General features: G+C 46.7%; 17 protein-coding genes. 13 read left to right on the top strand and 4 right to left on the bottom strand.

Annotation, left to right across the window (positions count from 1 at the left end; all coding sequences use genetic code 11):
• Positions 1 to 357 precede the first annotated feature (357 nt).
• From QVE09_RS03530 to QVE09_RS03490, 9 genes are all read left to right on the top strand, one after another.
• Positions 358 to 2,547 carry a glycoside hydrolase family 52 protein gene (locus QVE09_RS03530; RefSeq protein ID WP_315935704.1) on the top strand — a complete coding sequence of 730 codons (2,190 nt, stop codon included), beginning with the start codon at positions 358 to 360 and terminating at the stop codon, positions 2,545 to 2,547.
• Positions 2,544 to 4,685: an alpha-glucuronidase family glycosyl hydrolase gene (locus tag QVE09_RS03525; RefSeq protein WP_315935703.1), complete on the top strand. Its 2,142-nt coding sequence runs from the start codon at positions 2,544 to 2,546 to the stop codon at positions 4,683 to 4,685. Before QVE09_RS03530 ends, QVE09_RS03525 begins: the two co-directional genes overlap by 4 nt.
• Positions 4,686 to 4,766: 81 nt before the next feature.
• On the top strand, positions 4,767 to 5,834 hold the full coding sequence (locus QVE09_RS03520) for an NAD(P)-dependent alcohol dehydrogenase (protein WP_315935702.1): 1,068 nt from the start codon (positions 4,767 to 4,769) through the stop codon (positions 5,832 to 5,834).
• Between the two features lie 164 nt (positions 5,835 to 5,998).
• Complete coding sequence (locus QVE09_RS03515; protein WP_026081056.1) at positions 5,999 to 6,265, top strand: HPr family phosphocarrier protein; 267 nt, start codon at positions 5,999 to 6,001, stop codon at positions 6,263 to 6,265.
• Between the two features lie 144 nt (positions 6,266 to 6,409).
• Positions 6,410 to 6,661 (top strand): type B 50S ribosomal protein L31, encoded by a 252-nt coding sequence (locus tag QVE09_RS03510; RefSeq protein WP_036613829.1) that lies wholly within the window; start codon positions 6,410 to 6,412, stop codon positions 6,659 to 6,661.
• A gap of 207 nt (positions 6,662 to 6,868) precedes the next feature.
• Positions 6,869 to 7,174 carry a Dabb family protein gene (locus QVE09_RS03505; RefSeq protein ID WP_315935701.1) on the top strand — a complete coding sequence of 102 codons (306 nt, stop codon included), beginning with the start codon at positions 6,869 to 6,871 and terminating at the stop codon, positions 7,172 to 7,174.
• A 147-nt stretch (positions 7,175 to 7,321) separates the two neighbouring features.
• The gene (locus tag QVE09_RS03500; RefSeq protein WP_315935700.1) at positions 7,322 to 8,083 is read left to right on the top strand and encodes an SDR family NAD(P)-dependent oxidoreductase; all 762 of its coding nucleotides are present in this window, start codon (positions 7,322 to 7,324) and stop codon (positions 8,081 to 8,083) included.
• Positions 8,084 to 8,338: 255 nt separating this feature from the next.
• Positions 8,339 to 10,066: a ubiquinone-dependent pyruvate dehydrogenase gene (gene poxB, locus QVE09_RS03495; RefSeq protein WP_315935699.1), complete on the top strand. Its 1,728-nt coding sequence runs from the start codon at positions 8,339 to 8,341 to the stop codon at positions 10,064 to 10,066.
• 322 nt (positions 10,067 to 10,388) lie between these two features.
• Positions 10,389 to 11,144 (top strand): SDR family NAD(P)-dependent oxidoreductase, encoded by a 756-nt coding sequence (locus tag QVE09_RS03490; RefSeq protein WP_315935698.1) that lies wholly within the window; start codon positions 10,389 to 10,391, stop codon positions 11,142 to 11,144.
• 109 nt (positions 11,145 to 11,253) lie between these two features.
• On the opposite strand, the gene QVE09_RS03485 is transcribed toward QVE09_RS03490, so the two are convergent.
• The 4 genes from QVE09_RS03485 to QVE09_RS03470 form a co-directional block, all read right to left on the bottom strand.
• Entirely contained in the window at positions 11,254 to 12,438 is a 1,185-nt protein-coding gene (locus QVE09_RS03485; protein WP_315935697.1) for an MFS transporter, read from the bottom strand.
• Positions 12,439 to 12,665: 227 nt separating this feature from the next.
• Positions 12,666 to 12,950 (bottom strand): ArsR/SmtB family transcription factor, encoded by a 285-nt coding sequence (locus QVE09_RS03480; protein WP_036613842.1) that lies wholly within the window; start codon positions 12,948 to 12,950, stop codon positions 12,666 to 12,668.
• Between the two features lie 171 nt (positions 12,951 to 13,121).
• Complete coding sequence (locus QVE09_RS03475; RefSeq protein ID WP_315935696.1) at positions 13,122 to 13,463, bottom strand: ribosomal protein L7/L12; 342 nt, start codon at positions 13,461 to 13,463, stop codon at positions 13,122 to 13,124.
• A gap of 40 nt (positions 13,464 to 13,503) precedes the next feature.
• Positions 13,504 to 14,703, bottom strand: coding sequence for a cytochrome P450 family protein (locus tag QVE09_RS03470; RefSeq protein ID WP_315935695.1), 1,200 nt, complete (start codon positions 14,701 to 14,703; stop codon positions 13,504 to 13,506).
• Positions 14,704 to 14,889: 186 nt separating this feature from the next.
• Here QVE09_RS03470 and QVE09_RS03465 point away from each other — a divergent pair, with 186 nt between their 5' ends.
• The 4 genes from QVE09_RS03465 to QVE09_RS03450 all read left to right on the top strand — a co-directional run bounded on the left by QVE09_RS03465 (position 14,890) and on the right by QVE09_RS03450 (position 21,044).
• Entirely contained in the window at positions 14,890 to 15,867 is a 978-nt protein-coding gene (locus QVE09_RS03465; protein WP_315935694.1) for an aldo/keto reductase, read from the top strand.
• A 421-nt stretch (positions 15,868 to 16,288) separates the two neighbouring features.
• Positions 16,289 to 17,389, top strand: a complete 1,101-nt coding sequence (locus tag QVE09_RS03460) for an ATP-binding protein (RefSeq protein WP_315935693.1) — start codon at positions 16,289 to 16,291, stop codon at positions 17,387 to 17,389.
• Positions 17,377 to 19,836 (top strand): DUF5682 family protein, encoded by a 2,460-nt coding sequence (locus QVE09_RS03455; protein WP_315935692.1) that lies wholly within the window; start codon positions 17,377 to 17,379, stop codon positions 19,834 to 19,836. Before QVE09_RS03460 ends, QVE09_RS03455 begins: the two co-directional genes overlap by 13 nt.
• Positions 19,821 to 21,044, top strand: a complete 1,224-nt coding sequence (locus tag QVE09_RS03450; RefSeq protein ID WP_315935691.1) for a VWA domain-containing protein — start codon at positions 19,821 to 19,823, stop codon at positions 21,042 to 21,044. Before QVE09_RS03455 ends, QVE09_RS03450 begins: the two co-directional genes overlap by 16 nt.
• Position 21,045 lies beyond the last annotated feature (1 nt).

Here is a 21,045-nt window from a genome sequence, read left to right as displayed (position 1 = left end):
CCTCCCTTTATAGAGGTTGTTCAAAAAAAGAGCTTTTGATTACGTAGGATGCCTAGTGGCATCATCAGCATCGAATATGGCATTCAGCCGAAATGTCCGTTGCTCACGTAGCTCTATCTACGCTCCGCTACTCCATTTCTAGCTTCATCCCATCTTTTTGGTACTGAAAACCACTCTTTTTGAACTCGAATTTATATCAAATGGAATGGTTTTGTGTAACCGCTTTAATCTATTATAGTCTATCAGCTTGATTTGGGTAAATATCCGATTGATTTGATCATGGTCTGAGGTGGAACCACGTGTTAGGATGGGGCTAATGAAAACGTATGCAAAAAATTCTGAGAGGGGTTATGATTCATGAGCACATCCAAATCCATCTTTTATAATGCACATCATGCACCGATCGGTGCTTTTGCGAGTTTTACACTGGGTTACAAAGGAGCCAAAGGCGGGCTGGGTCTTGAACTCGGCAAGCCGGCAGACCAGAATGTATATATTGGATTACAATCTCGCGATGGAGACAATTATCAGGCGCTTCCTTTTTATGAAGCTTCCGAGGATGAGAGCAGCCGCTATGATGTAGAGAAGTTGGAGAATGGGGACACGGCGTCGACAACAGCGTCCAAAGTTCCACAACCTCTTATTACGGCTTTTAGCGATGAAGATATTACCCGTGAATTTACCTCAGGTATGGATACGTGGACTGCTGGAGATCTGACGTTCCGTATCTACTCGCCTGTACGTCCAGTACCTGATCCAACGAATGGGGATCGTGAAGAATTAATGGATGCACTCGTACCTGCCGTATTGGTTGAGATGACAATTGACAATACGCAAGGTCAACAACCCCGCAAAGCCTACTTTGGCTATCAGGGCAATGATCCGTACTCTGCGATGCGTCTGATTGGGGGGCCGGAAGGTGGCTCCATCACAGGTGTGGGACAAGGTCGACTTACAGCAATTATGTCAGCAGATGACGGACTGTGGCCCGCACGTGGATTTACGCTGGAGAAACTCTTGCAAGAGAAACATCGGGAGAATCTGGCATTTGGACTTGGCTCAACCGCTGCACTACTGATGGAAGTGCCGGCTGGAGAGAAACGTACGTATCAATTCGCAGTATGTTTCTATCGCGGGGGCATTGTGACGACCGGAATGGACACAACGTATTGGTATACGCGCTATTTCTCCGATATTCAGGCAGCAGGAGAGTATGCACTACAACGCTTCAGTGAATTGACCGCTTCCTGTGGAGAGGTTCAACAGCGCCTTGGATCGGCTGCTTTGACCGAAGATCAATCATTTATGCTTGCTCATTCCATTCACAGCTATTATGCCAGTACTCAACTGCTGGATGCCGGTGGTGAGCCACTATGGGTGGTGAACGAAGGGGAGTATCGGATGATGAACACACTTGATCTGACAGCTGATCAGTTGTACTTCGAGCTTGCCTTGAATCCATGGACGGTGCGTAATGAGCTGGAGTGGTTTGTGAAACGATACAGTTATACGGATCAGGTTCGTTTCCCGGGGGAAGAGAAGTTATATCCGGGCGGAATTACCTTTACCCATGATATTGGTGTTGCTAATGTGTTCTCACGCCCTGGACACTCGGCATATGAGCTGGTTGGCATTGACGACTGCTTCTCACAGATGAGCCACGAGGAACTGGTGAACTGGCTCTGCTGCGCGACAGTATACATTGAACAGACACAGGATCAGGCTTTTGTGAAAAACATGTTGCCTGTTATCCAGGATTGCTTCGAAAGCATGCTTAATCGTGACCATCCCGACGCAGAGCAGCGTAACGGTCTGATGGGTCTGGATAGCAGCCGTACCCAAGGTGGAGCGGAGATTACAACTTACGACAGCCTGGATGTGTCACTTGGTCAGTCTCGCAATAATATCTATCTGGCAGGTAAATGTTGGGCGGTCTATGTTGCATTGGAGAAGCTGTTCGCAACTGAGAAGTTGGCAGATCTGTCCCATCAAGCAGGGCTTCAAGCGGATCGCTGCGCTGCCAGTATTGCTGCACAGTTGACTGATGGCGGCTACATTCCAGCTGTTATTGCAGAAAATAATGATTCTCGAATCATTCCGGCGATTGAAGGTTTGGTGTTCCCGTACTTTACGGGCTGTGAAGCAGCACTGGATGTCAATGGTCGCTTTGGCCCTTATCTGAAAGCACTCCAAACTCATCTGAAGACGGTTCTTGTCCCGGGAACATGTCTGTTCGAAGATGGAGGCTGGAAACTGTCCTCAACAAGCAATAACTCGTGGCTGAGCAAAATCTATCTGTCCCAGTTTATCGCTAGAGAGTTGCTGGGTGTGGAATGGAATGAGACAGGCAAGGCAGCAGACGCGGCTCATGTCAACTGGCTGCTGCATCCGGAGGAATCCTACTGGTGCTGGAGTGACCAGATCCTGTCTGGTGTGGCAGTTGGCAGCAAGTACTATCCGCGTGGTGTAACGTCGATTCTATGGTTACTCGAAGGAAAAGGGAATCGCCTTGCGCAGATCTATGCCAGCAAGGAGGTGGTACAATGAGCCAATCCGTCGTTCAATCTGCCTTGTCAGGTCCACAGTATGACGCGTGGCTTGGGTATCACTCCGAAGTGCCGGGAGCGAATGGACTTGCCCAAAAGACGGCTCCTGCATGGAGCAAACTGATACTGGTGGAAGAGAACCATGGAGTGATCACAACAGCTCTGACCGAACTTTCACGGGGACTGGAGAGGTTATATGGCGTGAAACCGTCGGTCAGTCATCTGTCTGATGCTCAGGAAAGTGAACGGGACAATCATGGCTCCGCTCCCGCAATACAAATCGGCACTTGGACAGGGAGCGATTCCGTGGCTGGGTCGTTCAGTGAGACAGAGCGTTCAACTGTTCAAGGGGAAGGGTACATCATTCGTGAAAACGAGACCGAGGGTGTACTGGTCATTGGGTCAGAGACTCCCCAGGGTGTGCTGTATGGTGCATTCCATCTGCTTCGAGAGCTGACAATGGATCAAGGAAGTGCACACGAGGACGCTGTGAATAAGTGGAGCTTCATTACAGAGCAGCCAACCAATGCGCTACGGATGATTAATCAGTGGGATAACGTGGACGGCAGCATTGAGCGTGGTTACGCAGGAGAATCCATTTTCTATGATAATGGGGAGTTCACGCTGGACTTGGGACGCATCCGGGATTACGCACGTTTACTCGCTTCCACGGGCATCAATGCGATATCGATCAACAACGTCAATGTACACCGCCGTGAGAGCCTGTTTCTGACGGAACGTTATCTTAGTGATGTGGCGAAGGTTGCCGCTGAATTCAGAGCTTATGGCATTCGATTGTTCCTGAGCGCCAACTACGCAAGTCCAATTGAGATTGGTGGATTGCGTACAGCTGATCCGCTGGATGCGCAGGTACGGGAATGGTGGAACATTCAAACGGCCAAGGTGTACGCAGCAATTCCGGATTTTGGCGGTTACCTGATCAAGGCAGACTCCGAGAATCGTCCGGGTCCGTTCACGTATAATCGGGATCACGCCGATGGTGCAAACATGCTGGCTGAAGCTCTTCGGCCATTCGGTGGATTGGTCATCTGGCGTTGCTTCGTCTATAACTGCAAGCAAGACTGGCGGGATCGTTCCACAGACCGTGCACGGGCAGCCTATGACCACTTTACGCCACTGGATGGGCGTTTTGCCGACAATGTCATTTTGCAGATCAAAAACGGGCCGATGGACTTTCAGGTGAGGGAAGCGGTATCCCCACTGTTCGGCGCCATGGAACATACGAATCAGGTGATTGAATTTCAGATTACACAGGAGTATACCGGGCAACAGCGTCATCTCTGTTATCTGGTTCCCCAGTGGAAAGAAGTATTGGACTTTGACACATACGCCAAAGGCGAAGGTTCAGAGATCAAGAGAATCGCGGATGGTTCTCTGTATAAACGACCATACAGTGGCTTCGCCGCAGTATCCAATATTGGTGCAGATGCCTGTTGGACAGGACATCCCCTCGCGCAGGCGAATCTGTATGGATACGGAAGACTTGCGTGGAATCCGGAACTGTCCGCGGAAAAGATTGCCGATGAGTGGGTGAGACTCACTTTTGGACATGAAGACGAAGTTGTGCGGAAGGTTACGGGCATGCTTTTGACTTCATTAGATATCTATGAGAATTACACGGCGCCTCTCGGTGTGGGTTGGATGGTTAATCCGGAACATCATTACGGGCCGAATGTAGATGGGTACGAGTATTCCAAATGGGGAACGTATCACTTTGCCGATTGTCATGGTATTGGTGTAGATCGAACCGTGAACAGCGGCACAGGATACACTTCACAGTATCACCCTGAGAATGCTGACCGTTATGAGTCCTTGGACACCTGTCCGGATGAGTTGATCTTATTTTTCCATCACGTGCCGTACACCCATGTCCTGCATTCGGGTAAAACGGTCATTCAGCATATTTATGATACACACTTTGAAGGTGTTGCGCAGGCAGAGGCGTTAGCCGAGACATGGAGAGGGCTGGAGGGCAAAATCGACCCAGTCATTTTCAGCAAAGTTGCTTCATTACAGGACAACCAGGCCGAACATGCGAAGGAATGGCGGGACATGATCAATACGTACTTCTATCGCAAGAGCGGCATTGCGGATGAACAGGGTCGAACAATCTATTGATTGGTGAGGTGAAGAAAGAAGATACCTTGTTTTCTTTGATGTACAATAGACAGCATGGACATACATGAGGAGGAGAACCGTATGGGACAACATCAACTGCCCGAGACCATGAAGGCCGCTGTCATGACAGAGCCAGGACACATTATTATTGAGGAACAACCCGTCCCGCAACCGGCAGCGGATGAGGTGTTAATCCAGGTAATGGCTGTCGGGGTGTGTGGCTCGGATGTGCATTATTTTGAACATGGACGCATTGGCAGATTTGTGGTGGAGAAACCGATCATTCTGGGTCATGAGTGTGCGGGGATCATTGCTGCTGTTGGCTCGAACGTATCACGTCTGAAAACAGGGGATCGGGTTGCTATTGAGCCTGGGGTGACTTGCGGACGTTGCACGGCATGCAAGGAAGGTCGTTATAACCTGTGTCCGGATGTACAATTTCTAGCGACCCCTCCGGTGGATGGGGCATTTGTACAATACATGGTGATGCGTGAAGACATGGTATTCCCGATCCCGGATCATCTGTCTTATGAGGAAGCAGCTATGAACGAGCCATTTTCTGTTGGTATTCACGCTGCACGCCGTAGCAAGTTGGCTCCGGGTACAACCCTGGCAATTATGGGCATGGGTCCCGTTGGACTCATGGCCGTGGCTGCTGCCAAATCTTTCGGTGTAGAGAAGATCATTGTAACGGATCTGGAGGAAGTTAGGCTGGAAGCTGCTCGCCGCATGGGTGCCACTCATACCATTAATGTGCGGAATGAAGATGCGCTGGCTGTGATTCGCGAGTTAACAGATGGTGTGGGTGTTGATACTGCATGGGAAACAGCGGGGAATCCAAAGGCGCTACAATCTGCTCTGTATTCACTTCGACGTGGAGGCAAACTTGCGATTGTGGGCCTACCTGCACAGGACGAGATCGCACTCAATGTTCCATTTATCGCAGACAATGAAGTTGATATCTATGGCATATTCCGTTATGCCAATACGTATCCGGCAGGAATTGAGTTCTTGAGCTCCGGTCAGCATGACGTGATGTCCCTGATTACAGATCGTTATTCACTCGAAGAGACACAGCAAGCGATGGAGCGCGCATTACACAATAAGAGTGGCAGTCTGAAGGTCATGGTATATCCGAACGGTATATAAGAGCAACCTGGAAGAGTCCTGCAGTTCAGGACTCTTTTTTGTTTTTTTTGCAAAAAAGTATGGGTCAAGCTCCCATAACATGGTATAATTCATGAAGATTTTAATATATAAATGGATACACACCATATTGGTGAATAAGTACTTAGCGAAAGGAACTGAAGGTTGTGAGAGTACATGAATTTATGATACACGCTGATTTTCATCGGGATGATCTGATGTCGGTATCTTCTCAAGCGTCACGTTTTTCCTCGGATATTATTTTGTCGTATATGGAGTCTGAGCATGAGCATCGTGTAGATGTCAAAAGCCTGCTTGGAATGGCGTTATTACCCATTCGATATGGTAGTGTTGTCAGATTACAGACAAGAGGCAGGGATGAACTGGAGGCTTTGGAGTACATGTTGAATGTACTGGAGAAAGGGACGGCGTGACATCTGATTAGGTGTAAAATCACAGATATCATATTTTTTTTAGCTATTCCTCAAATCCTGCTGGTACTTTGTCCAAAAAAAGAGTATAATAAAATGTAGTTTGATTCTAAAGAAGTACCCATATTAAAGGAGTGTAAATAGATTATGCCAAAAGTTGACATCCATCCCAAGACACAACTCGTAATTTTTTACGATGCAAGTGCTGATTTCAAATTCCTGAGTTCTTCCACGAAGTTCTCTAACGAAACTATGGAATGGGAAGACGGTAACTCTTACCCAGTAATCCGTGTGGACACTAGTTCCGCATCCCACCCATTCTTCACTGGTAAACAAAGAAACGTGGATATCGGTGGCCGTGTTGATAAATTTAACCGTAAATACAACATCACCAAATAAGTTTGTCCATACATTACAAGAAAACCTCGGGATTTGTCCTGAGGTTTTTTTGTGTACATATTCAGGGTAAAACCTTGTGATTTTTAATTAGTATTTATATAGAGATAACCATCTGATTAAAAATTAATTCAACCAATTATTGCGCTTACAACACATTCGGATGTACACTAGGAAACGAGTACGAACATATTGGAGGAGGAAATAGAGATGAGCAGCATCACACATATGGTAACGTTTACACTTTACGCGGGTAAAGATACACCGGAGGCCGAAGCCTTTTTGAAGGAAAGTTTGGATGCACTGGCTGTCATTCCTGGCGTAGAGCAATTTCAGGTTCTGAGACAGGTGAGTGAGAAGAATGAGTTTGACTACAGCTTCTCGATGGTCTTTGCAGATCAGGCTGCGTATGATGCATACAACAATCACCCGGTTCACCGTCAATATGTAGAAGAGCGTTGGGAAAAGGAAGTTAGTCGCTTCCAGGAAATTGATCTCATTCAACATCATAATTAATAGTCTCCACATATAGAAAAAAATTGAACTATCATATACAGCATTGAACAATGCTGTATATCTCTGAATAACGCGTAATGAATGAAAAAAATAACATATTTCCGAAATCGTTTTCAAGCAAATCAATTCAAGGAGGTTTTCGCTGTTATGCAATTGGATATCTCAGGAAAAACGGCTCTGGTTACAGGCGCAACCGGACAACTGGGGAGAGTCATCGCCCGAACGTTGGCAGCCTGTGGCGCCAATCTGGCTCTACATTACATAAATAATGATACCAAGGCTCGGGAGCTTCAAGGTGAGATTGAAGCACTCGGTCGTAAGGCTCTAGTTGTACAGGGAGATATTACAAAGCAGGATACAGCATTTCGGATGCGTGATGAGATTCAGTCTGTCCTCGGCGGAGTGGATATCGTTGTTGCCAATGCGGTCATTCAATATGAATGGACAACGGTGTTGGAACAGTCTTCTGAAGATTACTTGAGCCAGTTCGAATCCTGTGTCATGCAGAGTGTGTATCTTGCCAAAGCTTTCATACCGCATATGCAAAACGTCAGAGCCGGTCGCTTCATTGGTATCAATACAGAATGTGCGATGCAAAATTTTGCTCACCAATCGGCCTACACCGCTGGTAAGCGTGGAATGGACGGTGTATATCGCGTACTTGCCAAGGAGGTTGGCGAGTATCAGATTACCGTAAACCAGGTTGCACCTGGATGGACAATTAGTGAACGTGATCGGTCCAATGAGCCTGGACATGATGAGGCATATACGCGTACCGTGCCGCTGAAGCGCAGGGGTGAAGATCAGGAAATCGCCAATGCGGTGGCTTTTCTTGCGTCGGACCTGTCCTCATTTATCACGGGTGCCTATATCCCGGTAAGTGGTGGCAATGTGATGCCTGCTATCTAATGTCTGATTTGGATTCGGGAATCCAGATGGAATAACAATAAACCTAGTCTAACCGTAATCCGTTTGTCATTCGACAAGCGGATTTTTTGGCATTTTGCTGTGGCTGGAATAAAGGTTTAAGGGGTCGGTTTTGTTTCATATATCCAGACCTACATATGATTTGGTTCGAGTTTCAGAAGATTGGGGTATAAGAATAGGTATATTAACCGAGTGGAAACATAATCAAAATGAGCAATTAAAGGAGACCCACCTATTATGAAAAAAACAGTAGCGGACGTTCTGGTTGAATCCTTATTGAACGCTGGCATCAAACGCATATATGGCATTGTTGGAGACTCCTTGAATGCGGTACTCGACTCCATCCGTCGTTCTGGGAAGATCGAATGGATTCATGTACGACATGAAGAAGTGGCTGCATTTGCTGCTGGGGCAGACGCCGAGGTCAGTGGTAGTATCGCTGTCTGCGCAGGGAGCAGCGGTCCTGGTAATATGCATCTGATTAATGGTCTGTACGACTGTCATCGCAATCGTGTGCCTGTACTCGCCATCGCTGCACATATCCCAAGTGACGAGATTGGCAGTGAATATTTTCAGGCGACGCATCCGGAGTATCTGTTCCAGGAATGCAGTGATTATTGTGAAGTGATTACAACAGCGAGACAGATGCCGCGTTCTCTGACGATGGCCATTCAGACAGCAGTCGCACGTTCTGGCGTGTCTGTTGTTGTATTGCCGGGCGATGTAGCAGGACTTGAAGCGGCGGATCTGCCTGTGCCTGAGCATGTGTATCACGCAACCAATCCCGTGGTACATCCTTCTGAGCCGGAACTCGTGAAACTGGCGGAATATCTGAATCAAGGCAAAAAAATTACGTTGTTGTGCGGTGCAGGCTGCGCGGGCGCTCGGGAACCCCTCATGCAGCTCTGTGATCGGTTAAAATCCCCGATGGTTATTGCGTTAAGAGGGAAGGAATATTTGGAGTATGACAACCCCTATTCCGTCGGCCTTACCGGCCTAATCGGGTATTCATCCGGTTATCATGCCATGATGGACTGTGATGTACTACTTATGCTGGGAACGGATTTCCCATATCGTCAATTCTATCCCGAAGATGCGAAAGTCCTTCAGGTCGACATTCAATCTTCCCATCTTGGTCGGCGTACGAAGCTAGATTACGGCGTATGTGGGGATGTGAAAGCGACTATTGAAACTTTGCTTCCTTATCTAACAGAAGAACACAGTGACAAACATCTTCGTAAAAGTGTGGATCGTTATGTGAAAGTACGCAAAGATCTGGACGATCTGGCCGTTGGAAAACCGGGTAAAAAGCCCATCCATCCGCAGTACCTGACCAAGGTCATTAGTGATGCCGCAGCAGAAAATGCCATCTTCACCTGTGATGTCGGTACTCCGACAGTATGGGCGGCCCGTTATATCGAGATGAGCCGCAACCGCAGGCTGCTCGGTTCATTCAGTCATGGTACAATGGCAAATGCCCTGCCACAAGCGATTGGGGCCCAGGTCGCTGATCCGGGCAGACAAGTCATCTCGTTGTCGGGTGATGGCGGTATTACGATGCTGATGGGTGATCTGTTGACACTGAAGCAGCATAATCTGCCGATTAAAGTTGTGGTGTTTAATAATGGAGCACTGGGTTTTGTTGAGCTGGAGATGAAAGCTGCCGGCTTCCTTGAATCGGGAACAGAGCTTGTAAATCCCAATTTTGCGATGGTTGCTCAGGCCATGGGCATGGAAGGTATTCGGGTTGAGGATCCGGGTGAACTGGAAGGAGCTGTGCAGCGTGCGCTTCAGCATGATGGTCCTGTACTGATTGATGTGGTGGTGAACCGTCAGGAATTGTCTTTACCTCCGAAGATTGATATCAAACAGGCGGAAGGATTCACCTTATGGATGATGAAAGCCGTGCTGAACGGACGCGGTGACGAAATTATTGAATTGGCAAAAACCAATTTGCTAAGATAGCCGTTTTGATGAAGCGGATATGCACCGTTTAAAGTTGTAGAGATACCGATTTTAAAAGTATTGTATATGTAAAAGAGGAGCACGCAACAAGACATTATTGTTGCGTGCTTCTTGAATAGAATGCTGAATATGTGACATGCAATATAGTATGAATGTATATTATATGATTTGTTTTTATGTCGAAAGTTTATTAGAATAGGTAAAGTCAGGAAGGTTTTATGCCATTTTTGACCTACATATTGTAACATTGCATGTAAGTACGTTTCATATCGCATTCATCGATCCAATCACAAGATGACACACACACATGGAGGAGATCAACATGAGTCACGCAGGAAAAGTAGCCATTATTACTGGAGCAGGAAGTGGATTGGGCCAAGCAGCAGCACTAAAGCTGGCTGAGAAGGGTGCATCCATTGTTGTTGTGGATCTTGTCGAACAGACAGGTCTTGAAACGGTTAAGCAGATTGAGAAGCTGGGAAGTAAAGCTATTTTTGTACAAGCAGATGTGAGTAAAGCACCTGAAGTTGAGAATTATGTAAAAAAAGCAGTCGAAGAGTTCGGACGAATCGACATGTTCTTTAATAATGCAGGTATTGCGGGTCCTGGGATCAAGTTGATTGAACATACGATCGAGCAGTTTGACCAGATTATTGATGTTAACCTGAGAAGTGTATTCTACGGGTTGAAGTATGTGATTACGGAAATGCTCAAAACAGGTGGGGGTTCTATTCTAAACACAGCCTCCACAGCCGGTATTGTTGGTGTACCCACGGTTGCACCTTATGCAGCAACCAAACATGGCGTTGTGGGCTTGACCCGCACAGCTGCAATTGAATATGGCAAGGACAACATTCGTGTAAATGCGATTGCGCCAGGTACTATTGAGACACCGATGGTTGTTCAGTTCGGTAAAGACAACCCTGAAGTGTTCAAAGCAACGGTTGACAGCATTCCATCTGGACGTCTGGGCAGACCGGAAGAGATCGCAAACCTGGTTTCATTCCTGCTTGGAGATGAAGCGCCGTATATCAATGGTGCAGTATATCCGATCGATGGTGCAGTTACGGCTCAATAAGAGTTCTGCTTATCGGCAGTAGAATAGCCTTTAAAATGTTTGAAGAGAGGCCGCTTGTATGCATACAGTGCCTCTCTTTTTGGTTTGTTTTTTGTACTACAAATTCATATCAGGCAACGTTATGAGATGTATCGGTGTGTGTACTTTTCGCAGATTCTGAACGATACGAGCTTATAACGATGATGACGGCAACAGCAACCCCGACAGCGCCAATCCAGGTAATGGATGACAATGAAACGCTGCTGACCGCGATTCCGCCAATACCTGCTCCGGCAGCCATCGCAAGTTGCATCACCGAACTGTTGAGGCTTAGCATAATGCCTGAGGATTCCGGAGCCATGGTGACCAGATTATATTGCTGAGTTGGACCCGAAGACCAGGCGGCAAAAGACCACAAAATCAGAACAAGGAAGACAGCGAGATGAGAGCTTGCCGTTATATTCAACAGGACCAGACTTACGATATGCAATGTCATGCCTGTGATCAGCGTTCGTTTGACACCCATTCGGTCAGCACTGAACCCTCCAACTTTTGAACCGATCAGACTTGCTATGCCAAATGCGAGTAAAGCTGAACTGAGTAGTGCTTCGCTCATTCCTGAAACGGATACAAGGTAAGGTGAAATGTACGTGTAGGCAATGGAATAACCACCTAACCAGAAAAATGTCACCAGCAGTGCCAAAACAATTCGTGGCTGTTTGAGCAAAGACAGTTGTTTCTTCAGAGGAACAGGCGCTTCTGCTTTGGAAGGCGGAATGGCGGCCGCGATTACCAGCATGGCGAGAACTCCAAGAACGGCGATACCGGCAAAAACAAGCTTCCAATCCCAAGATGCAGCTACAAGCCTTCCGAGCGGAACGCCAACGATCAAAGAAGCCGTAAATCCAGTGATTACTGTGGCGATTGCACTAGCTTGTTTGCCCTCAGCCGCTATTTGGGAAGCGACCGTTAATGCCGTGACAACAACAACGCCCGCGCCTAAAGCCATCAACACGCGTGCTGCGACGAACAGTCCATAACCCGGCAACAGGTAAGCAAGAACATTAGCCACAACGAATAGACTGAGGAAGTATAGCAACAGCTTGCGACGGTCCCAGCGCGAAGTCAGTGCAATAATGACAGGTGTACCGAGCGCATATACGAGTGAAAAAATCGTAATGAGCTGTCCGGCAGCGATTAAAGAGATATTCATGGTATCTGCAATGCGATCCAAAATGCCGGCAATGACATATTCGGACGTTCCTACAAGGAAACTGACCAAGGCAAGAACATAGATTTTGAACGTAGAAGACATGGAACATAACCTCTTTCTGATTGTAATTATTATATTTTTAGAAATATAGAAATAAAGACGATAGAACAAGACATGAATGCTCTGAATGCAACTGATCTACGAACGGAAATGTTACAACCTGATAATGAATATTGGTATAAGCGTAAACTTAGGTGACCTAGTTCAACTAATAAATATTGTGTATTGTTTCAATATTTCTAATTATATAGAAATATAACTCAAATTTTTTATTTATTCAGCAGATAAGGAACAAACTTTTGTGCGGTCTCCGTGTTCAGGCTGTAGTAGATATACGTACCTTTCTTCTGCGATGTGAGCAGACCACAATCGGATAGCTGTTTCAGGTGATGAGACAGAGTTGATAGCGCAACCGTAACAAGGCGGCTCTCCAGATCAGCAGGACACAGGTTGCTTTCGCCCGATAAAATCTGAATGATTTTGTAGCGTGTTTGCTCGCCCAGTGCTTTATGAATTTTGACGACTTGTTCAATCTCATTTGAGTTTGATTGCATAATGATCGGTCCTTTCGTCTTTATTTCTTATTTCTAGTAATATAGAAATAACAGTAGCATATGTCGTTTGAAAAGTAAACTCTCGGACGAAGATTCCATACTTTCTACTGCGTCTGTGTTGACAGCCGAAAGTCTGGAGTAACTTCCCCCGAGAGTTATGTGAGTTGTATATTACCGATCCAGGGAATCAACATAGTCCTTGGCTTCTTTTAACGATAGACCTCTGGCTTCACGCAGTCGTTTGATCGCCATAATTTTTTTTCCTTGTTGTATGAGTGCAATCAGTTCCTGATCCAGATCCATTTGGGCTGGTTGGATTGTGTGGGAAGGAGATGTTTCCTTTGGCGACAAGGTGTAATTGAAGTCGGATCGGACGCTGCCGGTTGAACCGTTCTCCAGACGCTCGACATCTCTTTTCAATTCATTTAATTGGCGTTGCAGGCTGGTGACTCTGACCAGTAACACAAAGATCAGAAGCAGCAAAACGATCCATACCAAGGTGTTCATTTCCATGATGTAATGTGCCTCACTTTCATTTATTCATATTTAGCCATTATTTTAGTTGAACCGGGATTTCCTTGACACCACGAATATTCATACCAGGTCTCCATTCCAGTTCATTCACATCTGCCTGAAGTTGTATATTAGGAAAACGATTCAGAAGTGTGCTGACTGCAATCTCACCTTCCAGACGAGCAATTGGTGCTCCCAGGCAGAGATGAATGCCTTTGCCAAAAGCCAGATGCGAACTCTTCTCGCGTGTGATATCGAAAATATCAGCATCCTTGAACTGCTGTTCGTCCCGGTTGGCAGAATCAAGTGCAACAATAACAAGTTCACCTTGAGCGATACGCTGTCCACGGAATTCAATATCTTCCAGAGCCCAGCGGGATGTGCTGAACTCCACCGGTCCATTATAGCGAAGCATCTCTTCAATGGCGTTGTGAATAAGCTCGGGCTGGTTGATGAGCAGTTCGCGTTGCTCCGGATGCTCCAGCAGGGCGAGAATCCCATTGCCGATGAGATTAACAGTTGTTTCATGACCGGCAATGATTAATAAGGAGACAACGCCAAGCAGTTCATTTTCAGTTAACTGCTGCCCGGATTCTTCTGCAATAACGAGCTGGCTGATCAGATCAGTGCCGGGATCTTGGCGAACTTTCGCAAACCAGGCCGTCAGGTAACCCGTAAATTCCCTGGCATGCTGCTCAAAACGCTCAGCGCTCTTGGCTATGGAAGCATCAATTATCGTATTGGACCAGATGCGGAATTTGTCACGATCCTCAAGAGGGACTCCCAGAATTTCACTAATGACAATGATGGGCAGCGGGAAGGCAAAGTCATCGATCAGATTCATTTTTTCCTGTGACGGGAGGTTGTCCAGCAGTTCATCAGCAATGTCCTGAATATGGCTCCGCATGTCTGCGACCAGCTTGGGTGTGAATGCTTTCTGCACAAGTCCCCGAAGACGTTTATGATCCGGCGGATCGGAGAACAACATATTCTTGGAGAAGATGCTTTGATTCTCAGCGCCGTAACGTCGGACCATGTCTTTGCTGAAGCGAGGATCTTTCAGGATCTGGACTGCATCCTCGTATCGGGTAATAATCCAGCCGAATTCCCCATGAGGAAACATGACTCTGAAAACGGGCTCATCTTTTCTTAACTTTTCATACACCGGGTAAGGGTTATGCGTGAATTCTTTGGTAAAAAACGCTGGCCTTGAGGATTCGTTCGGTTCATTTGGGTTCAAATGCAAAATCTCCTCTCATATTCCTGCATAATACCTGCACCCTCTATATATTCAATACGTAAGCTTTTGAAACCTTGTTTTTGGTCCATATGGATGATCGAGCAGGAAAATAGCGGAAGATGGAAGAAGACGTAGAGAGAATCGGTTATTATGCTTGGTAAAAATGAAAATGAGGTGAACGCTGACATGTCTTACGCACAACTTCCTTTGCATCACCACCAGATTCCGGCAAGTCGAATGGTTCTTGGCTGTATGCGGTTTGGAGGTGAATGGGATGGTCTCCCCATTACTTCTGATCTTGTCGGAGAAGGTCATCGAGCGGTAGAAGCAGCTATCGAAATCGGCATTAATCACTTTGATCTCGCGGATATTTACACACGTGGTAAGGCAGAGCATGTATTGGGGCGAGTTTTATCTGAAACTCCTGGTTTGCGTGAACAGATCATTATACAGTCGAAGTGTGGTATACGTCTTGTGGGTGATGATGAAGGACCGCAGCGTTATGACATCTCAGGTGCACATATCCTGGCGAGTGTGGACGGTATCCTGGAACGGCTCGGGATCGATTATCTGGATATTTTGCTGTTACACCGTCCTGATCCACTTGCCCATCCGCAAGAGATTGGAGAAGCACTGGCTCAGCTGCATCATTCGGGTAAAGTGCGCCATTTTGGTGTGTCCAACATGGGGTCTGAACAGATTCGCCTTCTTCAGCTTCATAGTAAAGTACCTCTGATTGTGAACCAGCTGGAGATGAGTCTGGACAAAATCGGATTCGTAGAAGCCGGTGTGACAGTTAATCGGCCCCAAGCGAGAGACAACGTATTTCCCTATGGCACAATGGAATATTGTCAGGCAGAGCATATTCAACTGCAGGCTTGGGGTCCACTTGCACAAGGGCGATTTACTGGCAGGGTAGTTGAGGGACAGCGTCCTGAGATTGAGCATACGGCTCAATTGGTTGATCGAATGGCTAAGGAGCGTGGAGTTACACCGGAGTCTATTGTGCTGGCTTGGTTAATGAAGCATCCAGCAGGGATTCAACCTGTCATTGGTTCGATTCGACCAGAACGTATTCTGGCCTGTCGTGATGCAACGAATATTGAGCTTACCCGTTATGAGTGGTACGAGCTGTATTCCGCTTCATGCGGGCGTAGAATGTAATTAGGGACTTCTGAGAGATTGGTTAGTTTCGATCAAAATTCATAGATATTGGGTGAAATTTGAACATATAAGAAGACACAGGCTGCTGATGGCCTGTGTCTTCTTTGTAATAATGGGCTTCATTTGGTTGAAACACATGATCGAAAGTGTAATGAATCCTAAGGTCATATGGCCTACAATGCGTATACATGGGTAATAAGCATGCTGATTCGGAGCCGAAACCAGTGTGTTGGCACGGCTGTAAGGATAATTCACCTTCATATTTGTGCTAGAGGCTATGTCCATGGACTTAGGAAGAGTGCTGATAAGAAGGACGTTTCAACCATTTTTATCGTTTTACCGGGTAGTTGCTCGAGTGCTGTGATAAAATGATAGGAATAAGAACATACGATCTGTTTATGTGAGAGGAGACACCTTGACGATGGAGATGCTTAAACCACCCGCCGAGACATTATACGAGGTTGAATTACGTGCATTACGAGAGGAGGATCAGGGAAAACGTCCCCCTAACTGGCTGTTATCTCCTGCCTATGTGCGCGATTTTATTATTGGCAGGGATAAGCCTGCGTTATTACATGGAGAAGAGATCACGATTACCCGCAAATTCTATGGCAATGACGTTTTAATTGAACGTGCAGTGGTTACTCTGGCAGGCAATCGAGGATTAATGCTCGTGGGAGAACCCGGCACAGCCAAAACTATGCTGAGCGAACTGCTGACCGCAGCAATCTCCGGAACCAGTCTGAATACGATTCAAGGTACGGCAGGCACAACAGAAGATATGATCAAGTATTCATGGAATTACGCCATGTTGCTTGATAAAGGTCCTTCGGAAGCGGCGCTTGTACCATCACCGTTATATAACGGAATGAAGAAAGGTATTCTTACTCGTTTTGAAGAGATTACACGTTGTCCGGCTGAAGCGCAGGATAGTCTAATCAGTATTCTCAGTGACAAGGTCATGAGCATTCCTGAACTGGATGGCGGTGTACTCTTTGCCCAACCGGGATTTAACGTGATTGCTACAGCCAATATTCGGGATAAAGGTGTTAACGAAATGAGCGGTGCCTTGAAACGTCGGTTCAATTTTGAAACGATCAAGCCCATTCATAACGTGAAGATGGAAGCCAAAATCATTGAGTCCCAGGCAAGGAGCCTGTTATTACATAGTGGAATTGATATTGACATTAACCCGGATGTGGTTGAATTGCTGGCTACAACATTTATGGAACTGCGCACCGGCATGACACGGGAAGGCTATAAGCTTGATACACCTCAAGCATCCATGAGTACTGCGGAAGCAGTGTCTGTCTATGTCCAGAGTGCGATGACTTCCTATTATTACGAAGATAAGGCTATTGCGCTGGATCGGTTAGTGCAGAACATGCTGGGGACCATTGCAAAGGAAAGCGACAAGGATCTGTCCATTCTCAAAACCTACTTCTCCAAGGTCGTAAAAGAGCGTTCCAGAGAAGAGGGAATGTGGAAGGACTATTATGAGGAGAGAAAATGGATCGGTTAACAGCAGTTCTGGACCCTGATGTTGATCAGTTACAATCCTTGTTCGAATCCCAGGTATATAATCTGAGTAATCATACGGTCTATTATCCAATACGACACCATAGCCCTGCATGTTCATATCACTTGTTACGATTAATTGGAGAGTACAAGCCGGATATCATTCTGATCGAAGGACCAGAGAGTGGCAATCCATTAATTTCGGTTCTGAGTGATGAGGCAACTTTACCTCCTGTCAGCCTGTACTATACCTATGAGAGTGAATTGGAGAGAGAAGCTTGCTATTATCCGATGCTTAGGTATTCGCCTGAATATGTGGCTTTGAAAGAAGCAAACCGCCTGGACATTCCGGCGAAGTTTATTGATCTGGACTATCGTCACTTCTCCAGTCATGCATCCAAATCGGGACAGACAGAACAAAAGGAGATCTCCATCCAGGACGAAACCTTGCTTGCGGGGTCTGATTTCATTAACCGGTTGTGCCAAAAAACAAACTGTCGCAGTTTTGATGAATTGTGGGAAAAGGTGTTTGAGATTGGTGGCCTGGAGAAATCTACTGAGGAATTCGTGCAGGATGTATTCACGTATTGTACTCTATCCCGAATGTGTTATTCCACGGAACGATTACAGTCTTCAGGTGACCTGGCAAGAGAAGCACATATGCAACAACGTATTCAACAAGCAGTACAGGAGTATGACCGTGTGCTTGTCATTACCGGTGGATTTCATACGTATGGACTGTTGATGTCTGAGAAGCATGAATCCGACTTGGAACGGACGAAGATGGATAAACATCCTACGGATAAACCATTGGTTGAACAAAAAGGTACGATTCAACAAGGTGTAGATTCAGATACGGTTCACCAACAGATGTACCCGATGGTCTATACCTTTGCTGAAGCGGATCGGCTTAATGGATATGCGAGCGGCATGCCTTATGTGAATTATTACGATCAGATCTGGAACCAGCTGCTTCGCAAAAAGAGTACACCGTATAATCTAACAGCTCTGGACTTGTTATCCCGGCTGATGCGCCAATTACGGGATGGTCACGAACATGTATCAACCAGTGATGCGATTGAGGCGTACAGCATGATTCAAGGTCTTGCTGGGCTTCGGGGTAAAAGGGAAGGCGGCGTCTATGAGTTAATGGATGCAGCACTCTCTTCCTTTGTGAAGGGGGAGCTTACCTTGGCGACCGATAAACCGCTGCAAGAGCTGCAGCAGTTATTGACAGGAGACGTCATTGGAAGCGTGGCTCCCAATTCATTCAGTATTCCCATCGTGGAGGACTTCAAGGCGCGTTGTACAGAGTACAAACTGCAAATCCGCACAACAGGACAACACAAGAAAGTACTGGATCTGTATGCGAAACCGGAGCATCGTCAGATAAGCCAATTGATTCAATGTATAACCTATCTGGTTCCGGAATTCGCGAAACGGCAATCGGGGCCGGACTGGATCGCAGAGCGTGACATGAATCTTGTTCGGGAAACCTGGGTTTATATGTACTCCTCCCGTATTGAAGCTAGATTGATAGAGAACTCCCTTTATGGCGGAACGCTTGCTGGAGCAGCCACACGCAAAATGGAAGAACAGATGCAGGAGATACCGGATCATCATAGCGGTGAACTTGCCCGACTCATGCTTCAAGCGCTGCTCATGGGACTTCAGGACACAGCGATGAAACTCTATGAACAGGTGCGCTCGGCGCTAAGAACCGACGGGAATTTCCTATCCTTATGTAACAGCCTGCAAGTCTTGAACCGAATTCATCAACACCGCAGGTTGTTGGGAGTATCTGACGAGCAACATCTCCCTGACCTGGTATCTGAAGCTTATAGGAACGCCGTGGACAAGTTGTTACAGCTCTCCAGAGCCAATCCGGATGAACATGAAGCCATTATTCAGGGATTGAAGCTGCTAGCCATGCTCGCTGAGTCAACAGAGGCGTATTTTCAGGATGAGACATTCCGAATTCATCTGAATGAGCTTCTGTCTGATCACCAGCTTCCGGCTCAGCTGGAGGGTGTGTGTGTGGCTATTTCCTCAGGGCTTGGCGACAGGCCCAGGGATGAGATTGTTGATCGTGCTCGCGGGTATATCCATGGTACACCGGATCAGACCCGTCAAACGGCACTTTTTTTACAGGGAGTATTCACTGTAGCACGTGACGCTTTTTTATATGAAGATCAGCTGTTGTCCGAGTTGAATTATCTGATTGAACAGCTGTCATACGAGGATTTCATCAGTATGGTACCGGAATTAAGGCTGGCATTCACCTACTTTACACCAATGGAGACGGGCTTGATTGCTGAACGGGTGGCGAGTCTGCATCAGGTTGAACCAGAGGAGATGTCAAGGCCTGCGGTTGATGAGCAGATGCTGATCCAGTCGAAAGCATGGGATGAAGCGCTTCGAAAGGAGTTTGCCGCATGGAAGCTAATATGAATGAAGCTAATTGGAGAACGGACGAAACCAGAGAAACAGATGAAACCTCCAATCAGGATGGAAGCAACCGAGGGGATCAACCTTCTGCTGAAACTTTAAATCGCTGGCGTCTGATTCTCGGTGAATCGTCTGAAGAAGGGCTGTGCAATACAGAGCAATATACTTCGAGTGAATTTCAATATACGGAAATGGATGAGATTCTGGGGTACCTCTATAACCGTGAATACGGTGAAGAACAAGGTTATCGAAAAGAGGGAGGACGCGGTGCGTCTAACCTGACTGTACCAAAATGGCTGCACAAGGTCAGGGACTTATTCCCCAAACCAACGGTAGAAATATTGGAGAAACAGGCGCTTGACCGCTATGGACTGACAGAATTGTTAACAGACAAAAAGCTGCTTGAATCCCTTGAACCCAACATGAATCTGCTCAAGAACATTATGCAGTTCAAAGGACGGATGAAAGGTGAGGTGTTAAAGAGTGCCAAAGAGATCGTCCGAACCGTGGTTGAAGAGCTCCGCAGCAAGCTGGAATCACAGACTCGAGCCAGTATTATGGGCAAGCGCAGTCGTTATACCTCCAGTTCAGTACGATCCTTGCGCAATCTGAATTTCAAGCGAACCATCACCAAGAATCTGAAGAATTATGATAAAAATAAGCGCAGATTTGTGATTGATCGTCTCTATTTCGACGGAAATATACAGCCCCATAACAAGTGGAACATCATCATTGGTGTGGATGAAAGTGGCAGTATGCTGGATTCAGTTATCTACAGTTCGGTGATGGCCAGTATCTTCTATCGCTTGAATGCGCTGCGCACGAAATTATTCATATTTGATACGCAGGTGGTTGACCTGAGCGACAGGTTGGAAGACCCCGTAGACGTGCTCATGAATGTACAGCTCGGCGGGGGGACACATATTACCAAAGCGTTGCGTTATGGCGAGACGTTGATCGATAATCCGGGCAAAACGATCTTTATTCTGGTCAGTGACCTGGAGGAAGGTTATCCGATTGCGCAGATGTACAAGGCCTGTAAAGATATTATCGATGCAGGATGCAAATTGCTGATTCTCACCGCGCTCGATTTTAACGGGGATTCAGTTTATAACAAACACGCCGCACAGACGTTGACCAATATGGGCGCACATGTAGCAGCAATTACGCCTAACGAACTCGCGGATTGGATTGGCGAAATCATCACTTAAA

It is taken from the genome of Paenibacillus sp. ClWae2A (assembly GCF_032452295.1).
Taxonomy (GTDB): Bacteria; Bacillota; Bacilli; order Paenibacillales; family Paenibacillaceae; genus Paenibacillus.
The sequence above is the reverse complement of the archived record's forward strand: the minus strand, read 5'-3'. Positions and strand labels throughout refer to the sequence as shown.